This is a genomic window from Bacillus nitratireducens (genome assembly GCF_001884135.1).
Taxonomy (GTDB): domain Bacteria; phylum Bacillota; class Bacilli; order Bacillales; family Bacillaceae_G; genus Bacillus_A; species Bacillus_A nitratireducens.
The window spans coordinates 31,410-47,802 of sequence record NZ_MAOC01000078.1; the positions used below are offsets into that span (position 1 = coordinate 31,410).

The window sequence follows — 16,393 nt, forward strand, 5'->3', positions numbered from 1 at the left end:
AGAATTGAAAGAATAATCTCCAAGTTTCTACAATTTTCATTATACATATAATATGACGATTGTGAATATAGTTTTTTGTTTTTTTGTTAAAATTTTTAATAAATTATTTATTTTTTTATTTTTTTGTAAAGGAATACGTTAACATTGCTACCATCATCTTGCAATTAACACTTTAATTGCGTATAATTTTCAAAAAATTATTTATATTACTTATTATAGCTTTTATAGTATAATAATTCTAGTAATATTTTGACGGAGGGGAATATTTTGAATAAAGTTTTTTTTCATACTTGTATACTATTTTTTGTAGCGATAATCGCTTCTAGTGTTGGCGCATTCCTCGTTTCATCTCAGTTTTTGTTGAATTTTGTCAACATCTCATTCTATATCTCATTGTTTTTTATTCTTATAGGTGGTTTTTTATACATATTTCAAAATGGATTTTTTAACGTAACAATTTACGCATTCCAAAGAGTATTTGGTACGAACAAAAAAATTGACTCTTTAATTGAAGAAGCAGAGGAACCTACCGATAAGAAAGAGCGTATTTATAAAACATATTCATTCAAATGGACGTATCCGATTTGTATTACTGGTATCGTACTTGGTATGTTCTCGACTCTCATTAGCTTTACTATTTTGATGTAGTTTGCAAACGCTATTCCATATGATATAATAATCAGCAAAACATTTTGTTATAAAACTTTAGTTCTTTCATATTAAAAGGGCTCAGTTAACAATAAATAATTTTATATGTATGCGATGATAAAGAAGAGTACATATTGAGGCAATTTCAGAGAGCTTGTGGCTGGTGTGAACAAGTAATTGTGCAATATGGAATGGGCTTTTGAGCACCAAACCGAACCGTAAGTAGTAGGCTTTGGCGTTATATCCAGACGTTATTATGGATCTGAGAGATTTCACAACAGTGAAATAATTAGGGTGGTACCGCGGTCCATTCGTCCCTATGTAATTTGGGATGAATGGGCTTTTTTGTATGCCTTCTCTTCCCTATCACACATTCAAATTTAGGAGGAATTACTTATGTCAGTTATCTTTTCTGGTATTCAGCCAAGTGGAACAATTACACTTGGAAACTATTTAGGAGCTATGAAGCAATTTACAGAGCTTCAAAACGAACACGACTGTTATTTCTGCATTGTAAACCAACATGCAATTACAGTACCTCAAGATCCAGTACAACTTCGTAAAAACATCCGCAGTCTTGCTGCACTATATGTTGCATGCGGCATCGATCCTGAAAAAGCTACTTTATTTGTACAGTCAGAAGTACCAGCACACGCTCAACTAGGATGGATTATGCAATCAGTTGCTTACGTTGGAGAATTGGAGCGCATGACACAATATAAAGATAAAGCTTCTGGTAGAGATTCAGTTCCGGCTGGATTACTTACGTATCCACCATTAATGGCTGCTGATATTTTACTTTACAACACTGAAATCGTGCCGGTTGGTGATGACCAAAAGCAACATATGGAATTAACACGTGATCTAGCAGAGCGTTTCAACAAACGCTTCCGTGAAGTGTTCACAGTTCCTGAAATTCGCATTCCAAAAGTAGGCGCTCGTGTTATGTCATTAACAGAACCTACGAAAAAAATGAGTAAATCTGATCCAAATCCAAAATCAATGATTAGTATGCTTGATGAGCCAAAAACAATTGAAAAGAAAATTAAAAGTGCTGTAACTGACTCTGAAGGTATCGTGAAATTCGATAAAGAAAATAAACCTGGTATCTCTAACTTATTAACAATCTATTCTTCATTCTCTGGAAAAACAGTTGAAGAAATAGAAGCAATGTACGAAGGAAAAGGATACGGCGACTTCAAAGGCGACCTAGCACAAGTAGTCGTAGAAGCAATTCGCCCAATCCAAGACAAATATAACGAACTAATCAGCTCCCCAGAACTAGACGAAATTCTAGACAAAGGTGCAGAAAAAGCAAACCGCGTTGCATTCAAACAACTACGCAAAGTAGAAAACGCAATGGGATTAAGTAGAAAACGTAGGTAACTTATAAAGCGGAGGCGACTGCTTAGCCCTGACGGCTAAGGTTCTTTCCCACAGAAGGTGCTTTTTACCTTCTCGTGGGGAAGGTTCTTAGACGCGAAGGGCTAGGAGCCGGAGCTGGATTTCTATATAAAGCGGAAGCAGCTCGTTCAGCTCTGACTGGCTAAGGTTCTTTCCCACAGAAGGTGCTTTTTACCTTCTCGTGGGGAAGGTTCTTAGACGCGAAGGGCTAGGAGCCGGAGCTGGATTTCTACATAAAGCGGAGGCAGCTCGTTCAGCTCTGACTGGCTAAGGTTCTTTCGCATAGAAGACGCTTTTTGTCTTCTTATGCGGAAGGTTCTTAGACACGAAGAGCTTGCTGCCGGAGCTGGATTACTACAAAAAGCGGAAGCGGCTCGCTTAGAATGTGAGGGGGATGGAGTTCCTGACGTAGAGGCGCTTTTTGCCTCGCAGGAAGGCGCGAAGCCACCGAACATTCTTGCCAACTCCATAAAAAAAACCGCCAATTGGCGGTTTTTTTAATTTACCTTCTGCTCGTTTTCCATTTCCCATAGCTTTTCAAAAAACGGCTGTCCTTTTACAAGGCGCTCGCATAATTGTTCGTGCTTCTCAGACCATCCAGTTTTCGCTTCATCATAAAGTTTAGCCCAAATATCTTCAAATTCCATATGTTGAACCATTCCGTATGCTGATGGATCCCACTCTGTGAACCAATAGCGAATTTCAGCTGGATTTTTCGTTGTATGTAATTGATCTAACGCCATAAATAATAGTTGTTTTAGCTGTCTTTCTTTACGAGTCAAGCCATTCATAATGAAAGGCGATGGTGATAAAATATGATGTTCTTTTTCAATTTCTTCTACCTGGAACTCATACTTTTCCGCTTGCACGTTTTCTACCATCTCATATACCATCTGCTCTTGACGAGGTATAAGCCTACTTTTTCTAATTGGCACATTATAGCCGATTGAATCAATCGCGATGATTCCTTTTCCATCTGTAACTACAAAACAATATTCTTGTTGCAAACGTTCGTGATTTTTACGAATATAAGCCTTATGATGTACGTCTTCCAATAACTTTTGCGGAAGCTCTAACAATTCGTTCTCGATGTAATGATATAATGTGGAATCTACTTTTAATAATGGCACTTGATCTAATAGCTCAATCGTATCATCTTTCCGCCATTCGTAAAAATGACAAACGTTATACCCATTCTCTTCACCTTCAAACCAATTTACCCATACATCATGTAGATATAACATTCACTACCCCTCACTTCACTACTGTTTGTATCAATCATTATGTTCATTTTTGCTTAACTTTATTCCACCTAAGGAAATATATTCTAATTATTATTTTTTCTTCTATAATATAAAAAAACAAGAGATAGCTCTCCTGTTTTTTTATGAAACATGAAATGTATTTGCTTTATTCAATATTTCTTTCGCATCTATAGATAATAAAGAAAGTGTATCTTCTCCTTCAAAAGCTACACAATCTTTTACAATATGGAATCCAAGTGCATAGCCAAGCATTTTCGGATACGGGTGCAGTCCATTTAATACAACATCGTGCTCCCTCGTACCTCTCTTTACATCTATTCGTTTTTGTATTGAATTTTTCCAATAATAAATAGCATCTTCTTTTGAAATGTAAGTAGTCCACGGTGCGCATCTTTTTTCTGTATACCTTTCATATACAGCTTGCTCAGCTAACCCTTCCATAATCATCGTATCAAGTAATGTATACTCTGTTTCTTTCGTCTCAATTTGATGCAATCTACATATATGGTGATATTCATGCGTTAATAGAGCTTTTAATTCCTCTACTGAATTACGCCCACATACGAATAAGAAAATAACGTGACGCATAGATAAACCAGCCTTCCCGTTATACTCTTCTTGTACAGTTCGATTATATGAATCTGATAATAAAATAAAGATAGGAACATCCGGACCTTTTAGCCAACTTTTTAATTTTTCATACTCCATGCTAAGTTCTTTCCAAATTTCTTTTTTCTCTAATTCTTTAATTTCCTGCTCCCCCCGCATTACCGGGCGATACATACCTCTAGAGATTAAAAATCGATACAACCTCTCTTTTGGCAATGGTATATACTTTGTAAATTTCTCACAAAGTTTTTCTGGGCGTCCATAATACAGGTGTAGCCATTTTGCCGTATCAACAACCCCCATCTTCATCCCTCCTTTTTTTATGTATATGCGAAAAAAGGAAAGAGCGTAAAAATAAATAAGGTGTTTTTTCGTAATTTTTTACGAAAAAACACCTTATTTCATCTATTATTTATACGATTTAAATACTAATACTGCGTTATGACCACCGAATCCTAATGAATTACTCAATACCGCGTTTACTTCTTGATGTCTCGCTTCATTTGGTACGTAATCTAAATCACAATCTGGATCTGGCGTTTCATAGTTAATTGTCGGAGGAATCACTCCGTCTGTAATTGTTTTAATAGAGAAGATCGCCTCAACAGCACCCGCTGCTCCTAATAAGTGACCTGTCATTGATTTCGTTGAGCTGATCGCTACTTTATATGCATGCTCGCCGAAAGTTTCTTTAATTGCCATCGTTTCATACTTTTCATTCGCATCTGTACTTGTACCATGCGCATTAATGTAATCAATATCTTCTGGCTTTAGACCTGCATCAGCTAAAGCTTGACGCATTGCACGCACTCCGCCTTCACCGCCAGGAGCAGGCATTGTAATATGGAACGCATCACCCGTTGCACCATAACCAGCAATTTCCGCATAAATATGGGCTCCACGTGCTAATGCGTGCTCTAATTCTTCAAGAATAAGAATTCCTGATCCTTCACCCATTACGAAACCGCTACGGTTTTTATCGAACGGACGGCAAGCCGTCGCTGGATCTTCATTAAATGTTAATGCTTTCGCTGAACTAAATCCAGCAAATGCCATACTTGTTAACGGTGCTTCTGCTCCGCCCGTTATCATCGCATCAGCATCACCACGCTGAATTGCTTTAAATGCATCACCAATTGAGTTTGCACCAGATGCACAAGCCGTTACAGAACAAGTGTTAATTCCTTTTGCTCCTGTAGCGATTGATACTTGACCTGCTGCCATATCTGGAATCATCATTGGTACGAAGAATGGACTCACGCGACGCGGACCTTTTTCAGTAAAAATCTTAAATTGTTCTTCGTATGTTTCCATACCGCCAATACCAGAACCAATCCATACACCAATTCGAGGTCCGTTTTCTTCTGTAATTTCAAGCTTCGCATCCGCAACTGCCATTTTCGCTGCTGCTACTGCATATTGTGTAAAGCGATCCATACGGCGCGCTTCTTTTTTATCAATATATTTCTCGACTTCAAAGTCGTTAATTTCTGCTGCTACTTTTGCTGGAAACAGTTCTGGATCAATTCTTGTAAGTCGTCCGATTCCAGATACGCCCTTTTTAATGTTTTCCCACGCTGTTTCAACATCTGTTCCGATCGGTGTAACAGCTCCTAATCCTGTAATTACGACCCTCTTTTTTTCCATACAAAATACACTCCTTTTTTTCTCTCAGTCCTTATTTACCCCAACGAAGAGCGACTGCTCCCCATGTTAATCCGCCGCCAAAACCAACTAGTATAATTAAATCACCGTCTTGAATACGTCCATTTTGCAATTCCTCTACCATCGCAATTGGAATTGAAGAGGCCGATGTATTACCGAACTTTTCAATTGTCATACTCATTTTTTCTTTCGGTAAATTTAATCTCTCTCTTGCAGATTCCATAATACGAATATTCGCTTGATGTGGTACTAAGAAGTCCACATCCTCCTTCGTAAGTCCTGCTTTTTCTAACACACGAAGGCAAGAATCACCAAGTTGACGAACGGCAAATTTAAAGACTTCTCTGCCATTCATCATAACATACTCATCTTGATAAAGATGCTTACCGCCACTTCCATCCGCTCCTAATTCGAATGAAAGTACACCTTTTCCTTCCGAAACAGCTCCCATTACGATAGCACCTGCTCCGTCCCCAAATAGTACTGCTGTATTTCGGTCGTTCCAATCTACAATTTTAGATAGTTTGTCACTACCAACTACTAATACATTTTTATAAGTTCCCGTTTGAATAAATTGCTGCGCTGTAATCATTCCGTACATAAAGCCAGCACACGCTGCACTTAAATCCATTGCAGCTGCATGTTTTGCGCCAATTGCTTCTTGGATTACACAAGCTACTGCCGGGAATGCGCGATCCGGCGTTACTGTTGCGACTAAAATAAGATCGATATCCTCTCCGCTAATCCCTGCATCTTCAAGTGCTTTTTTAGAAGCCTCTACCGCCATATATGAAGTATCTATTGTATCATCGGCAATGCGTCTTTCTGCAATTCCCGTTCTCGTACGAATCCATTCATCAGATGTATCTACGATTTTCTCTAAATCGTGATTTGTGACTACTTTTTCTGGCACATATCTTCCGATCCCTAAAATGCCCACGTTCACATCGCAGCCCTCCGTTTTATATCAATTATTATGACTTGGTACTAATTTTAAAACATAAATGTACTTTTGTCTAGAATATATTTCAGCTAAAAAATAAAGACAGCGTATTACCAACTTTATTTTTCATTAAAAGAAACAGAAAAATCCCTGCTATTTTGAAATACAAATTATTCCATCACCATATCCTTACTTCACTCAAAACAAAAAAGCCCTTACCGCTTCTACTCACAGCTTGGGCCTCCTCCCCTTCAAAAGACGGGTTAATTCTTTATCAGCTTCCCTTCAAAACTAAGACCTTCTTCTCATCACCGCTCTGGCCTTACCTCGCTCGAAACAAAAAAGGCCCTTACCGCTTCTACATACGGCTCGAGCCTCTCTCCTTCTCAAAAAAGAAGGTTTCTTTATTCTTTATCAGCTTTCCCAAGCTCATATGCTTCGCCCATTACTTTCATCAATAGCTCTAGCACCGGCTGTGCTTTCTCCATATCAAGTGCAATTCCATTATCATCTAAAATTGCCTTAGCTTCTGGTAAATGCTTCATTGCGATTTGTAAAAATTGCATGCTTTTTTCGTTCATATATGCTCTTCCTCTCCAATAAAACTTTCAATTTATAGTCCATACAATAGTGTAACACGTACACTACCCTTCGTATAACTCTTTATACTTTTTCATATGTGCCAATTGTTTATTTAAACCAAATTCTAACGGCGTATTTCTTTTAAGAGAAACAACCTCTACCGCTTCATTTCTTATATCCTCATCTTTTTTGTTTACCTTACCATCTGCATGTAAAAGGCTCATACCTTTTTCCCATAATGCTTCTTTTCCACTAAGTAAATTATATATACCGAGGTGCTTTACATTCATTCCATTTTCCCATAAGTATTCACATACATCTTCAACGTAAAGTAAATCACTTCCTTTTTCTCCACTTATACAACGGCACTCTTTTTCATCAAGTTCTGATAAAATGAGCTGATGATACATCATAAACGACGGTTGCCATGGCCCATATAATGTAGGAACTCGATATGCACTATACTGCAATTCTCCTTTTTTCAACCCTTCTTCCACTTTCGAAAACAGACGTTTGTTTTCAGATTCTTCAGTGCTTCCTATTTCAATAGAAGAAATTAGATTTAACTTTACTTTATTTTTTTCACACATTCTTACGATTCGTTTTAAATATTGTAATATGACTCTTTCATTCCGAAAGCCACTTTGCTGATTTGGCTCATACAAACAAAAATAAACTGTATCGAAACTCTCTTCCTCTACCGATCGCCATCCGTCTTCATCCCTTATAGAATAGTACGTAAATAATGCATTTCGCCCAATCAACAATAATTTCTCTTCATTAATTTTTGTCATACTATCAAATTCATCAAAATCAAGACCATATACTTCTACTTCTTCTGCAATCATTTTATTCACAAGGTGATAACCTACAAACGTAAGTGCACCTATAATCAGCACGCGTTTCATACCACCAACCCTTTCCTTTTGAAACAAATAGCTCCTCATTTATGTATATGGGAGCTTCACAATTCTTCTTCATATTTTTTAAAGAAATCAGTCGTTTGTCTAACCATTTTATATTTCACATCTTGGAGATGGAATAAGACAGAAGTATCACATTGATTGAATTGCCTCATTTTCTCGTATTTGCGTAACAATTGTTTTCTTCCTCTTTTTTCTTGTGTTGATACGAAAATTTTAACCGGTACACACGACGGAAGAAGCGCAAATGATTTCTTATTTATTTTTGATTCTAATTCTTCTTCTTTGGAATCATACGCCAAACTTAATTCTTTCACTAATCTTTTGTAAAAAAACTTATGCTCTTTCTCAAACTCCACATATTCTGGTAAATCTAAACACGGATTTAACATAACGACAGAACGTATACATTCAGGGTATTTATTCATCATCTCAAGTGCTACAAGCGCTCCCATACCATCTGCCATAATGTGCATTTTCGCATTTAATGTCTCTTTTCTTAGTACGACATCATACAAACGTTTCGCTAAACGTACAGCTCGATCGTTTCCCCAATGTCTTCCGTATAAGTTAGATGAAAAGACTGTATAGCCTTTTTCAACAAGACCCTGTAAAAAATAAGCTCTCCCTGCATGCTGTGTCCATAAACTTGTACCATTCTCAATAAAGTAGTTGTAATCACCAAGAAGCATTACAGAAAATCCATTTGGCTTCTCCGGTAAATAAATTACACATGGTTCTTTTTCTAAGTAAAAAAAACGTTCCGTAATACTCATTTTTCCCCCGCCTTATTTTCTAAACGTATAAAAGTACTCTTTTATAATGTATGAACAGAATGCAAATTTGCGTTGAAAAATCTACAAATATTTTTCTATATTCTTTTTTCAATTGTGTTACAATAAGGACAGATTGAACGAATAGAGGTGTAAAATATGCGTTTCATTTGGGCATTAATTTGGTCGTTCGCGCTTGTACATATGATGAGCTACGTAATCGGCTCTATGACTGGCGGTACATACGACTTTAACCAAGCGTCTATTTTCTCAGTTGTTCTTGCGGTTTTAGTATTAGCGATTTCAGCTGCGATTCCAAACGAGCCAGTAGAACAACACTAAAAAAAGAGTCCGGATTTTATCCGAACTCTTTTTTTATTTCACATGAACGACTAATTCGTTATTTTCTACATCAACTACTACATGACTATTGTCAGTAATCGTTCCTGCAATTAATTCTCTCGCTAATTTCGTCTCAACTTGACGCTGTACATATCGTTTTAACGGACGAGCTCCGTACATTGGATCAAATCCAGCTTCTACAACGAATTCTTTCGCTGCATCTGTTAATTCTACTGTAATGTGACGGTCAGCTAAACGGCCTTGTAGTTCTTTCACAATCTTATCAACAATGCCTTTAATTTCATTCGTTGTAAGAGGTTTGAATAAAATAATTTCATCGACACGATTTAAAAATTCTGGTCGGAAATGTCCCCTTAATTGTCCCATTACAAGTTCTCTTGACTCTTCTTTAATAGATCCATCTTCTTCTAGCCCTTCTAATAAGTGAGCAGATCCAATATTTGAAGTCATAATAATAACCGTATTTTTAAAGTCTACTGTACGACCTTGTGAATCTGTAATGCGTCCGTCATCTAACATTTGTAATAAAATATTAAATACTTCTGGATGTGCTTTTTCGATTTCGTCTAACAAAATAACAGAATATGGTTTACGTCTTACTGCTTCTGTTAATTGTCCGCCTTCCTCATATCCAACATATCCAGGAGGCGCACCAATTAAGCGTGACACCGCGTGTTTCTCCATGTACTCAGACATATCGATACGAATCATTTGCTCTTCACTGTCAAATAACGTTTGTGCTAATGTTTTTGCAAGTTCAGTTTTACCAACACCTGTAGGACCTAAGAAAATAAATGAACCAATTGGACGATTCGGATCTTTAATACCAGCGCGCGCACGAAGAACTGCGTCTGATACAAGGCTTACCGCTTCTTCTTGACCGATAACACGCTCTGATAAAATTTGTTCTAGACGCAATAATTTCTCACGTTCACCTTCAACGAGTTTTGCGACAGGAATACCAGTCCAGCGTGAAACAATATCTGCAATTTCTTCTTCACTTACTTCCTCACGTAATAAGCGATTCTCTTGTTTATTATGTGCACCCATTTCTTCCGCTTCTTTTAACTCTTTTTCGATAGCTGGAATTTTCCCATGACGAAGCTCAGCTGCTTTATTTAAATCGTAATTTCCTTCTGCTTCTTCTAACTCACGGCGCAAGCGTTCTAAATGTTCACGTAAGTCACGAACTTTGTGAATATCTTCTTTTTCTTTCTCCCATTTCGCTCTCATACCACTTGCAACTTCTTTTAAATCCGATAATTCACGTTGCAGTACTTTTAGACGTTCTTGACTACCTAAGTCCTTTTCTTTCCCAAGAGCAGCTTCTTCAATTTCTAATTGCATAATACGACGCGTTACTTCATCTAATTCTGTTGGCATGGAATCAATTTCTGTTCGAATTGTTGCGCAAGCTTCATCGACAAGGTCAATTGCTTTATCTGGTAAAAAACGATCAGAAATATATCGATCTGATAAAACGGATGCTGCTACAATTGCACGGTCATGAATATTTACACCGTGATAAATTTCAAAACGCTCTTTTAAACCACGTAAAATTGAAATTGTATCTTCAACAGTTGGCTCTTCTGCTAATACTTGTTGGAAACGTCTTTCTAACGCTGGATCTTTCTCGATATATTTACGATATTCATCTAACGTTGTCGCCCCGATACAATGTAGTTCACCACGAGCTAGCATCGGTTTTAACATATTCCCTGCATCCATCGCTCCTTCTGTTTTACCAGCGCCGACGATTGTATGAAGTTCATCAATGAATAATAAAATACGCCCTTCACTCTTTTTAATTTCATTTAATACAGCTTGCAGACGCTCTTCAAACTCACCGCGGAATTTTGCTCCGGCCACAAGTGCACTCATATCTAAAGCGAAGATTGTTCTATCTTTTAATCCTTCTGGGACATCTTTTTTCACAATACGCTGTGCTAATCCTTCAACGATTGCTGTTTTACCAACACCTGGTTCTCCGATTAAAACCGGGTTATTTTTCGTTTTACGTGAAAGAATGCGGATTACGCGGCGAATTTCACTATCTCGGCCAATAACAGGATCAATTTTCCCTGCTCTCACTTCAGCCACTAAATCACGGCCATATTTTTCTAACGCTTCATAAGTTGCTTCTGGATTTTGACTAGTCACTCTTTGATTCCCCCGAACTGTCATTAAAGACTGTAATAAGTTATCTTTCGTAATATGAAATCTCGTAAATAATTGATTTATATCGCCTTTTTCTTCAGAAAAAGCAAGCAATACATGTTCGATTGAAATGTAGTCATCCTGCAATTTCTCTGCTTCTTTCCCTGCTCTTACAAGCAGTTGTTGCAAAGCACCTGTTACATATAATTTTCCCGCCTCTGCCCCGCTTCCAGTTACAGAAGGCTTTTTCTTAATTAAACTTTCTACACCTTGCTTTAACGCTTCTATATCGACATTCATTTTTTGAAAAATACGTACTGCTAATCCGTCTTGCTGCTCTAATAACGTAAGCAATAGATGAACAGTATCTACTTCTTGATGATGGTGAGATACCGCTAAAGACTGAGCACTCATAATCGCTTTCTGTGTTTTCGTTGTCATTTGATTTAAGTCCATCTTTACCGTCCTCCAAATGTTTGACTTTCTTTGACCTTTGATTTGATTATACGCCAACTGACTTTTTTATACAATAATTTTGCTTATGTATTTCAAACTTATTATTGGAAAATGCAAAAGTAACATTCATTTTCCTAATCAAAAAGCCGCAATAACGATTGCGGCTTCTGTTACGGTTTTCTTTTATATGTCCACTGACGGTTATGATTCGTGTTATCTGGAAACTTTTCACCGGCAGTTAATTGTACCATTTGCGGATTTTTCACCATACTTCCCGTTTCACCAATTTCTACGTAAATGCCATCATTTGGCGCTTTTTGCCCCGAACGAAACCTGCGATTTTGTCCCATTTCCATTCTCCTTCCATGACGTCTTGCCTCATTAGTATATCCATTTTAAAAGAAAGCTTTTCTGTCATGTTTAGGAAACAAGTACTACGGTTTACCCATGTACATATATATAATTACACAAGCTTAAGCAGGAATTATTGGCATATTTGTTGAAAAAAAAGAAACCAACCTACTTTAGGCCAGTTTCAAAGGAGAGTCAAACATATACGAGAAGATTACATGTTCATTATAAGTCGCATTGTTCAAACAATGTAACCCTTTTCACAAATTGTACATAACGAAAGAAACATTGTTTGAACTTTCTAAAAAGATGTTGACTTTTCCTAATTTCCAACGAGAAATAGTAGACACCACAGCGCTTCGCGACGTAAGATGGATATATAGTGAAACTTTCATCTACAGTAGTTTCACCCAGTCTAACCTCTTATTTCTGCATATTAAAAACGGAAATACAGATAGAAACAAAAAAATTATTATAAGAGGTGAAATTATGAACAAACAACATTTAATCGCATTAGACTTAGACGGAACATTATTAACAGACAACAAAATAATTTCTCCAAGAACTAAAAACACAATTGCAAAAGCAAAAGAACAAGGACATATTGTCGTTATTTCAACAGGGCGTCCATTCCGCGCTAGTTACGACTATTATAAAGAACTTAGCCTTAACACACCAATCGTAAATTTTAATGGCGCTTACGTGCATCACCCACTTGATTCAAGTTGGGGAACACATCACTCTCCTCTTGAACTTTCAACAGCGCAAGAAATCGTCCGAGCTTGCTTTGATTTCGGCGTGAAAAATGTCTATGCTGAAGTCATGGATGATGTGTATGTCCGTGAAATTGATGAAGATAAAAAACATATTTTTGAATTCGGTTCTCCAAAGATTTTCACAGGAGATTTATTAAATATTTTAAACGACCACCCAACTTGCTTATTAATCGATGCACATGACGAGCATTCTGCTGCAATTCGTCAGCATTTAACAGATATGCATGCTGAAGTCATCGACCATAGAAAATGGGGTGCCCCTTGGCCCATTATTGAAATTGTAAAAAGCGGATTAAATAAAGCTGTCGGATTACAAAAAATTTCAGGCCATTACAATATTCCTAAAGAGCGAATTATCGCTTTTGGTGATGAAGATAACGACTTTGAAATGATCGAATTTGCTGGTCATGGAATCGCAATGGGTAATGCAATTCCTGAATTAAAATCACTCGCAAATCATACGACATTAACGAATGAAGAAGATGGGATCGCTCTATATTTAGAAGAGGTTCTTGGGTTGTAATCTAAAAATTCCCTGCTTATAGTTTCTCGCCAAACGCTCATACTATTATTAGACGCACAGAAGCGCGTCAATTGTTTTCAGCTAAATAAGGGGGGTTTTTCGAATGGGTAAAAAGAACAAATCAAAACGTTTTATCCAGCAAGGAGCCGATTCTATTATGAAGCATGATGCAAGATTCCCGTACAGAGGTACATTAGCTGAGGCAGAAAAAGCAAGAAGTAACTCTTCATTTGGAGGGGTTTAAATGGGGAACTTACTATTCCAACAAGCTAGAGACGCTGTTGCAAGTGCCGTTTCTTGTTCAAGTGGCGCTGAACAACAGGAACTCGTTTATAGAGCAAAAAACTCTTTGCACTCTGCTTATGCAAACTCTTCAACCGCTGAAAAAGTTCAGCTACGTGAAATGCAGGAGCAATTGCAAAACATTACGAATTCGCATTAAAAAAGAGGACCAGCTTTGGTCCTCTTTAATCTTTTCTAAACAACCCAAACACCCCGACCGTTTGCAGTATATTTGTAAATGCACCTGGGTCCACCTGTTTAATAACCCTCTCTAATTCGTACAACTCGTAACGAGTAATAACAATCATTAACATTTCTTTATTTTCATTTGTATAAGCACCTGTTGCCGGTATAGTTGTAATCCCTCTCACTAAACGAGAGTGAATCGCTTTTCTCACATCTCCCCCGTTCTTTGTAACAATTAATGCCGTAATTTTCACGTGACGGGTATGAATTGCATCAATAATTCTCGTTGATACATACAAAGTGACTAAAGTATATAATGCCTTTTCCCATCCATATACGTAGCCAGCAGCGATAATGATAAGTGCATTAAAGAAGAAAAAATACGTACCGACAGGCTTATCTTTTATTTTAGATAAAATCATGGCGATAATATCTAGGCCCCCTGTAGAAGCACCCCACTTTAAAGCAATCCCTACCCCAAACGCTGAAATAATACCACCAAAAATCGCATTCAATATGATATCGTTCGAAACCGCTCTAACTGGGATAATTTCTAAAAACAAAGTCATAAATACAACGCAAAGAAAACTAAAAAATGTAAAAGCCTTCCCAACCTTTTTCCACGCTAAAATAACGACAGGAATATTAAATAAACTAAACAATACACCCGTAGATATGTGAATAGATAAAAAGTCACCTAATATTTGTGATAATAATTGAGATAGTCCAGCAAAGCCACTCGCATATACTTTCGCTGGCGTTAAAAATAAATTCATCCCAATCGCATTTAATAAACCTGCAACAATTACAACGACTAACTTCTTAATAAGTTCGGTATAATTCAGCTTCAAATCCATTTTCTAATCCACCTTTATTATTCATGAATGCACCGCTATACATAGTCTTTACGAAAAAGGAAATGATAAACGTACAACGTTTAGAAATGGAGTTGATACATATGCCACATACGAGCGATAACGACAAAAAAGCACGCGATAATAATGCAAAGCGCACTCAAAAAAATGAACAAGAGCAAAAAAATATTCAACAAGGAAAACGTGCATATTCTAAGAAAACCGATCACCTTTGATTACATCGTACATCAACATTAATGTTGATGTACTTTTTTTACATTTTACAGGAAAAAAACATTAAAAATTCACTTCATGTTCACTTCTATATTCTACAATAGCGATAACATATTCGGATGAGGTGTTAGCATGAAAGGAAAAAGTATATTCATTATCACTGCACTAATAAGTATAATAATGCTATCTGCTTGCGGACAAAAAAATGACTCGGCCACAATCGCCACAACAACCAACTCAACCATTACGAAGAGCGATTTCGAAAAGCAATTAAAAGATCGCTATGGAAAAGACATGCTATATGAAATGGTAGCACAAGATGTTATCACTAAAAAATATAAAGTATCTGATGATGCGGTAGATAAAGAAGTAGAAAAAGCAAAAAATCAATATGGAGACCAATTCAAAGCAGCACTAGAAAATAATCGTTTAAAAGATGAAAAAGATTTCCAAGATCAAATTAGATTCAAACTCGCATTGAATGAAGCGATTAAACAAAGCGTTACAGAAAAAGATATAAAAGACCACTATAAACCAGAAATTAAAGCTAGTCACATTTTAGTAAGTGACGAAAACGAAGCAAAAGAAATAAAGAAAAAATTAGATACCGGCGCTTCATTTGAAGAGTTAGCAAAACAAGAATCTCAAGATTCATTATCAAAAGATAATGGCGGAGACCTCGGATACTTCAGAGCAGGAAAAATGACACCTGAATTCGAAAAAGCTGCCTATAAGTTAAAACCCGGCCAAATTAGCAATCCCGTTAAATCACCAAACGGCTATCACATTATTAAACTAACTGATAAAAAAGATTTAGAGCCTTACGATGAAGTGAAAGGCTCTATACGTAAAGACTTAGAGGAAGAGCGTATTACCGACCCTTCCTTCGGTCAAAAATTATTACAAGATGAGTTAAAAAAGGCGGATATTAAAATAAACGACAGTGACTTAAAAGATACATTTTCTCATCTTTTTGGGAAAGAGAACTAAAAAACAAGAGTGCAAACTTTTTAAACAGTATACATGATGATAGATGAGATTATATAAGCATTGTTTAAAATATATCGATTTGCCGACCAAAATCGACAACATAAAGAAGTAGGCTGCTTGAGCAGCCTACTTCTTTTATTCTTTCATTAATACTTTCAGCTTTTTCTTCAGACTTTTATAATGCCAATTGATGTGATCTAGTTCTATCTCTACTTCAATTAATATATCTATTAAGTCATCTTTATTTTGCTGAAAGTTCACCATACTCTCAAGCAACTTTTCAAACCTTTGACTACTCTCATATATATCACTTAAATCAACTGCCGCTATTTCACGTTCTTTTTCGGGGGATAATACGGAAAGGCTCTTTATTAATTGTTCCAGTACATTATCTTGCACTTTCATACCT

19 protein-coding genes and 1 other annotated feature are annotated in these 16,393 nt (G+C 36.8%); of the genes, 8 read left to right on the forward strand and 11 right to left on the reverse strand.

Annotated elements, in window-relative coordinates; all coding sequences use genetic code 11:
* The first annotated feature begins 267 nt into the window (after positions 1 to 267).
* Both BAU23_RS20580 and trpS read left to right on the forward strand, forming a co-directional pair.
* Positions 268 to 648, forward strand: coding sequence for a DUF3899 domain-containing protein (locus tag BAU23_RS20580; RefSeq protein ID WP_001044983.1), 381 nt, complete (start codon positions 268 to 270; stop codon positions 646 to 648).
* A 105-nt stretch (positions 649 to 753) separates the two neighbouring features.
* Positions 754 to 970 (forward strand) — a binding site (T-box leader).
* 74 nt (positions 971 to 1,044) lie between these two features.
* Positions 1,045 to 2,034 carry a tryptophan--tRNA ligase gene (trpS, locus tag BAU23_RS20585; protein ID WP_000110997.1) on the forward strand — a complete coding sequence of 330 codons (990 nt, stop codon included), beginning with the start codon at positions 1,045 to 1,047 and terminating at the stop codon, positions 2,032 to 2,034.
* Between the two features lie 515 nt (positions 2,035 to 2,549).
* On the opposite strand, the gene BAU23_RS20595 is transcribed toward trpS, so the two are convergent.
* The 7 genes from BAU23_RS20595 to BAU23_RS20625 form a co-directional block, all read right to left on the reverse strand.
* Complete coding sequence (locus tag BAU23_RS20595) at positions 2,550 to 3,296, reverse strand: YjbA family protein (RefSeq protein WP_000966130.1); 747 nt, start codon at positions 3,294 to 3,296, stop codon at positions 2,550 to 2,552.
* Between the two features lie 141 nt (positions 3,297 to 3,437).
* Positions 3,438 to 4,229 carry a DUF2268 domain-containing putative Zn-dependent protease gene (locus BAU23_RS20600; RefSeq protein WP_000539312.1) on the reverse strand — a complete coding sequence of 264 codons (792 nt, stop codon included), beginning with the start codon at positions 4,227 to 4,229 and terminating at the stop codon, positions 3,438 to 3,440.
* 105 nt (positions 4,230 to 4,334) lie between these two features.
* Positions 4,335 to 5,573: a beta-ketoacyl-ACP synthase II gene (gene fabF, locus BAU23_RS20605; protein WP_000412642.1), complete on the reverse strand. Its 1,239-nt coding sequence runs from the start codon at positions 5,571 to 5,573 to the stop codon at positions 4,335 to 4,337.
* 31 nt (positions 5,574 to 5,604) lie between these two features.
* The gene (fabH, locus tag BAU23_RS20610; RefSeq protein WP_001100550.1) at positions 5,605 to 6,537 is read right to left on the reverse strand and encodes a beta-ketoacyl-ACP synthase III; all 933 of its coding nucleotides are present in this window, start codon (positions 6,535 to 6,537) and stop codon (positions 5,605 to 5,607) included.
* A 401-nt stretch (positions 6,538 to 6,938) separates the two neighbouring features.
* Entirely contained in the window at positions 6,939 to 7,115 is a 177-nt protein-coding gene (locus BAU23_RS20615) for a ComZ family protein (protein WP_001003333.1), read from the reverse strand.
* A 63-nt stretch (positions 7,116 to 7,178) separates the two neighbouring features.
* Positions 7,179 to 8,051, reverse strand: a complete 873-nt coding sequence (locus tag BAU23_RS20620) for an NAD-dependent epimerase/dehydratase family protein (RefSeq protein ID WP_000486588.1) — start codon at positions 8,049 to 8,051, stop codon at positions 7,179 to 7,181.
* A 29-nt stretch (positions 8,052 to 8,080) separates the two neighbouring features.
* A complete protein-coding gene (locus BAU23_RS20625) occupies positions 8,081 to 8,815 on the reverse strand; it encodes a lipase family protein (protein ID WP_000028695.1) in 735 nt (244 codons plus the stop codon).
* A gap of 156 nt (positions 8,816 to 8,971) precedes the next feature.
* Here BAU23_RS20625 and BAU23_RS20630 point away from each other — a divergent pair, with 156 nt between their 5' ends.
* A complete protein-coding gene (locus tag BAU23_RS20630; RefSeq protein ID WP_001211112.1) occupies positions 8,972 to 9,154 on the forward strand; it encodes a YjzD family protein in 183 nt (60 codons plus the stop codon).
* Between the two features lie 33 nt (positions 9,155 to 9,187).
* Here BAU23_RS20630 and clpB read toward each other — a convergent pair whose 3' ends face one another.
* A complete protein-coding gene (gene clpB / locus BAU23_RS20635) occupies positions 9,188 to 11,788 on the reverse strand; it encodes an ATP-dependent chaperone ClpB (protein ID WP_071735087.1) in 2,601 nt (866 codons plus the stop codon).
* A gap of 170 nt (positions 11,789 to 11,958) precedes the next feature.
* The gene (locus BAU23_RS20640; RefSeq protein WP_000531422.1) at positions 11,959 to 12,138 is read right to left on the reverse strand and encodes a YjzC family protein; all 180 of its coding nucleotides are present in this window, start codon (positions 12,136 to 12,138) and stop codon (positions 11,959 to 11,961) included.
* 490 nt (positions 12,139 to 12,628) lie between these two features.
* On the opposite strand from BAU23_RS20640, the gene BAU23_RS20645 reads away from it, so the two are divergent.
* From BAU23_RS20645 to BAU23_RS20655, 3 genes are all read left to right on the forward strand, one after another.
* Positions 12,629 to 13,438: a Cof-type HAD-IIB family hydrolase gene (locus BAU23_RS20645; protein WP_001041222.1), complete on the forward strand. Its 810-nt coding sequence runs from the start codon at positions 12,629 to 12,631 to the stop codon at positions 13,436 to 13,438.
* A gap of 103 nt (positions 13,439 to 13,541) precedes the next feature.
* Positions 13,542 to 13,682, forward strand: coding sequence for a hypothetical protein (locus tag BAU23_RS20650; RefSeq protein ID WP_000516818.1), 141 nt, complete (start codon positions 13,542 to 13,544; stop codon positions 13,680 to 13,682).
* Positions 13,683 to 13,880, forward strand: coding sequence for a DUF3813 domain-containing protein (locus BAU23_RS20655; protein WP_000527405.1), 198 nt, complete (start codon positions 13,683 to 13,685; stop codon positions 13,878 to 13,880).
* A 25-nt stretch (positions 13,881 to 13,905) separates the two neighbouring features.
* Here BAU23_RS20655 and BAU23_RS20660 read toward each other — a convergent pair whose 3' ends face one another.
* Positions 13,906 to 14,763 carry a YitT family protein gene (locus BAU23_RS20660; RefSeq protein ID WP_071735088.1) on the reverse strand — a complete coding sequence of 286 codons (858 nt, stop codon included), beginning with the start codon at positions 14,761 to 14,763 and terminating at the stop codon, positions 13,906 to 13,908.
* A 101-nt stretch (positions 14,764 to 14,864) separates the two neighbouring features.
* Between BAU23_RS20660 and BAU23_RS20665 the strand changes: the two genes are divergently transcribed.
* Complete coding sequence (locus BAU23_RS20665; RefSeq protein ID WP_001120851.1) at positions 14,865 to 14,996, forward strand: DUF3941 domain-containing protein; 132 nt, start codon at positions 14,865 to 14,867, stop codon at positions 14,994 to 14,996.
* A gap of 130 nt (positions 14,997 to 15,126) precedes the next feature.
* A complete protein-coding gene (prsA, locus tag BAU23_RS20670; protein ID WP_071735089.1) occupies positions 15,127 to 15,984 on the forward strand; it encodes a peptidylprolyl isomerase PrsA in 858 nt (285 codons plus the stop codon).
* A gap of 135 nt (positions 15,985 to 16,119) precedes the next feature.
* Here the strand turns inward: prsA and BAU23_RS20675 are convergent, their stop codons facing one another.
* Positions 16,120 to 16,383 (reverse strand): hypothetical protein, encoded by a 264-nt coding sequence (locus tag BAU23_RS20675; RefSeq protein ID WP_001153800.1) that lies wholly within the window; start codon positions 16,381 to 16,383, stop codon positions 16,120 to 16,122.
* Positions 16,384 to 16,393 lie beyond the last annotated feature (10 nt).

Excerpts from the sequence above, each read along its gene's own strand:
- clpB (WP_071735087.1), bottom strand. The coding sequence starts at position 11,788 with ATGGACTTAAATCAAATGACAACGAAAACACAGAAAGCGATTATGAGT.
- BAU23_RS20625 (WP_000028695.1), bottom strand. The coding sequence starts at position 8,815 with ATGAGTATTACGGAACGTTTTTTTTACTTAGAAAAAGAACCATGTGTA.
- BAU23_RS20630 (WP_001211112.1), top strand. The coding sequence starts at position 8,972 with ATGCGTTTCATTTGGGCATTAATTTGGTCGTTCGCGCTTGTACATATG.
- BAU23_RS20660 (WP_071735088.1), bottom strand. The coding sequence starts at position 14,763 with ATGGATTTGAAGCTGAATTATACCGAACTTATTAAGAAGTTAGTCGTT.
- BAU23_RS20595 (WP_000966130.1), bottom strand. The coding sequence starts at position 3,296 with ATGTTATATCTACATGATGTATGGGTAAATTGGTTTGAAGGTGAAGAG.
- BAU23_RS20645 (WP_001041222.1), top strand. The coding sequence starts at position 12,629 with ATGAACAAACAACATTTAATCGCATTAGACTTAGACGGAACATTATTA.
- BAU23_RS20655 (WP_000527405.1), top strand. The coding sequence starts at position 13,683 with ATGGGGAACTTACTATTCCAACAAGCTAGAGACGCTGTTGCAAGTGCC.
- fabF (WP_000412642.1), bottom strand. The coding sequence starts at position 5,573 with ATGGAAAAAAAGAGGGTCGTAATTACAGGATTAGGAGCTGTTACACCG.
- BAU23_RS20615 (WP_001003333.1), bottom strand. The coding sequence starts at position 7,115 with ATGAACGAAAAAAGCATGCAATTTTTACAAATCGCAATGAAGCATTTA.
- BAU23_RS20640 (WP_000531422.1), bottom strand. The coding sequence starts at position 12,138 with ATGGGACAAAATCGCAGGTTTCGTTCGGGGCAAAAAGCGCCAAATGAT.
- trpS (WP_000110997.1), top strand. The coding sequence starts at position 1,045 with ATGTCAGTTATCTTTTCTGGTATTCAGCCAAGTGGAACAATTACACTT.
- prsA (WP_071735089.1), top strand. The coding sequence starts at position 15,127 with ATGAAAGGAAAAAGTATATTCATTATCACTGCACTAATAAGTATAATA.
- BAU23_RS20650 (WP_000516818.1), top strand. The coding sequence starts at position 13,542 with ATGGGTAAAAAGAACAAATCAAAACGTTTTATCCAGCAAGGAGCCGAT.
- BAU23_RS20665 (WP_001120851.1), top strand. The coding sequence starts at position 14,865 with ATGCCACATACGAGCGATAACGACAAAAAAGCACGCGATAATAATGCA.
- BAU23_RS20600 (WP_000539312.1), bottom strand. The coding sequence starts at position 4,229 with ATGGGGGTTGTTGATACGGCAAAATGGCTACACCTGTATTATGGACGC.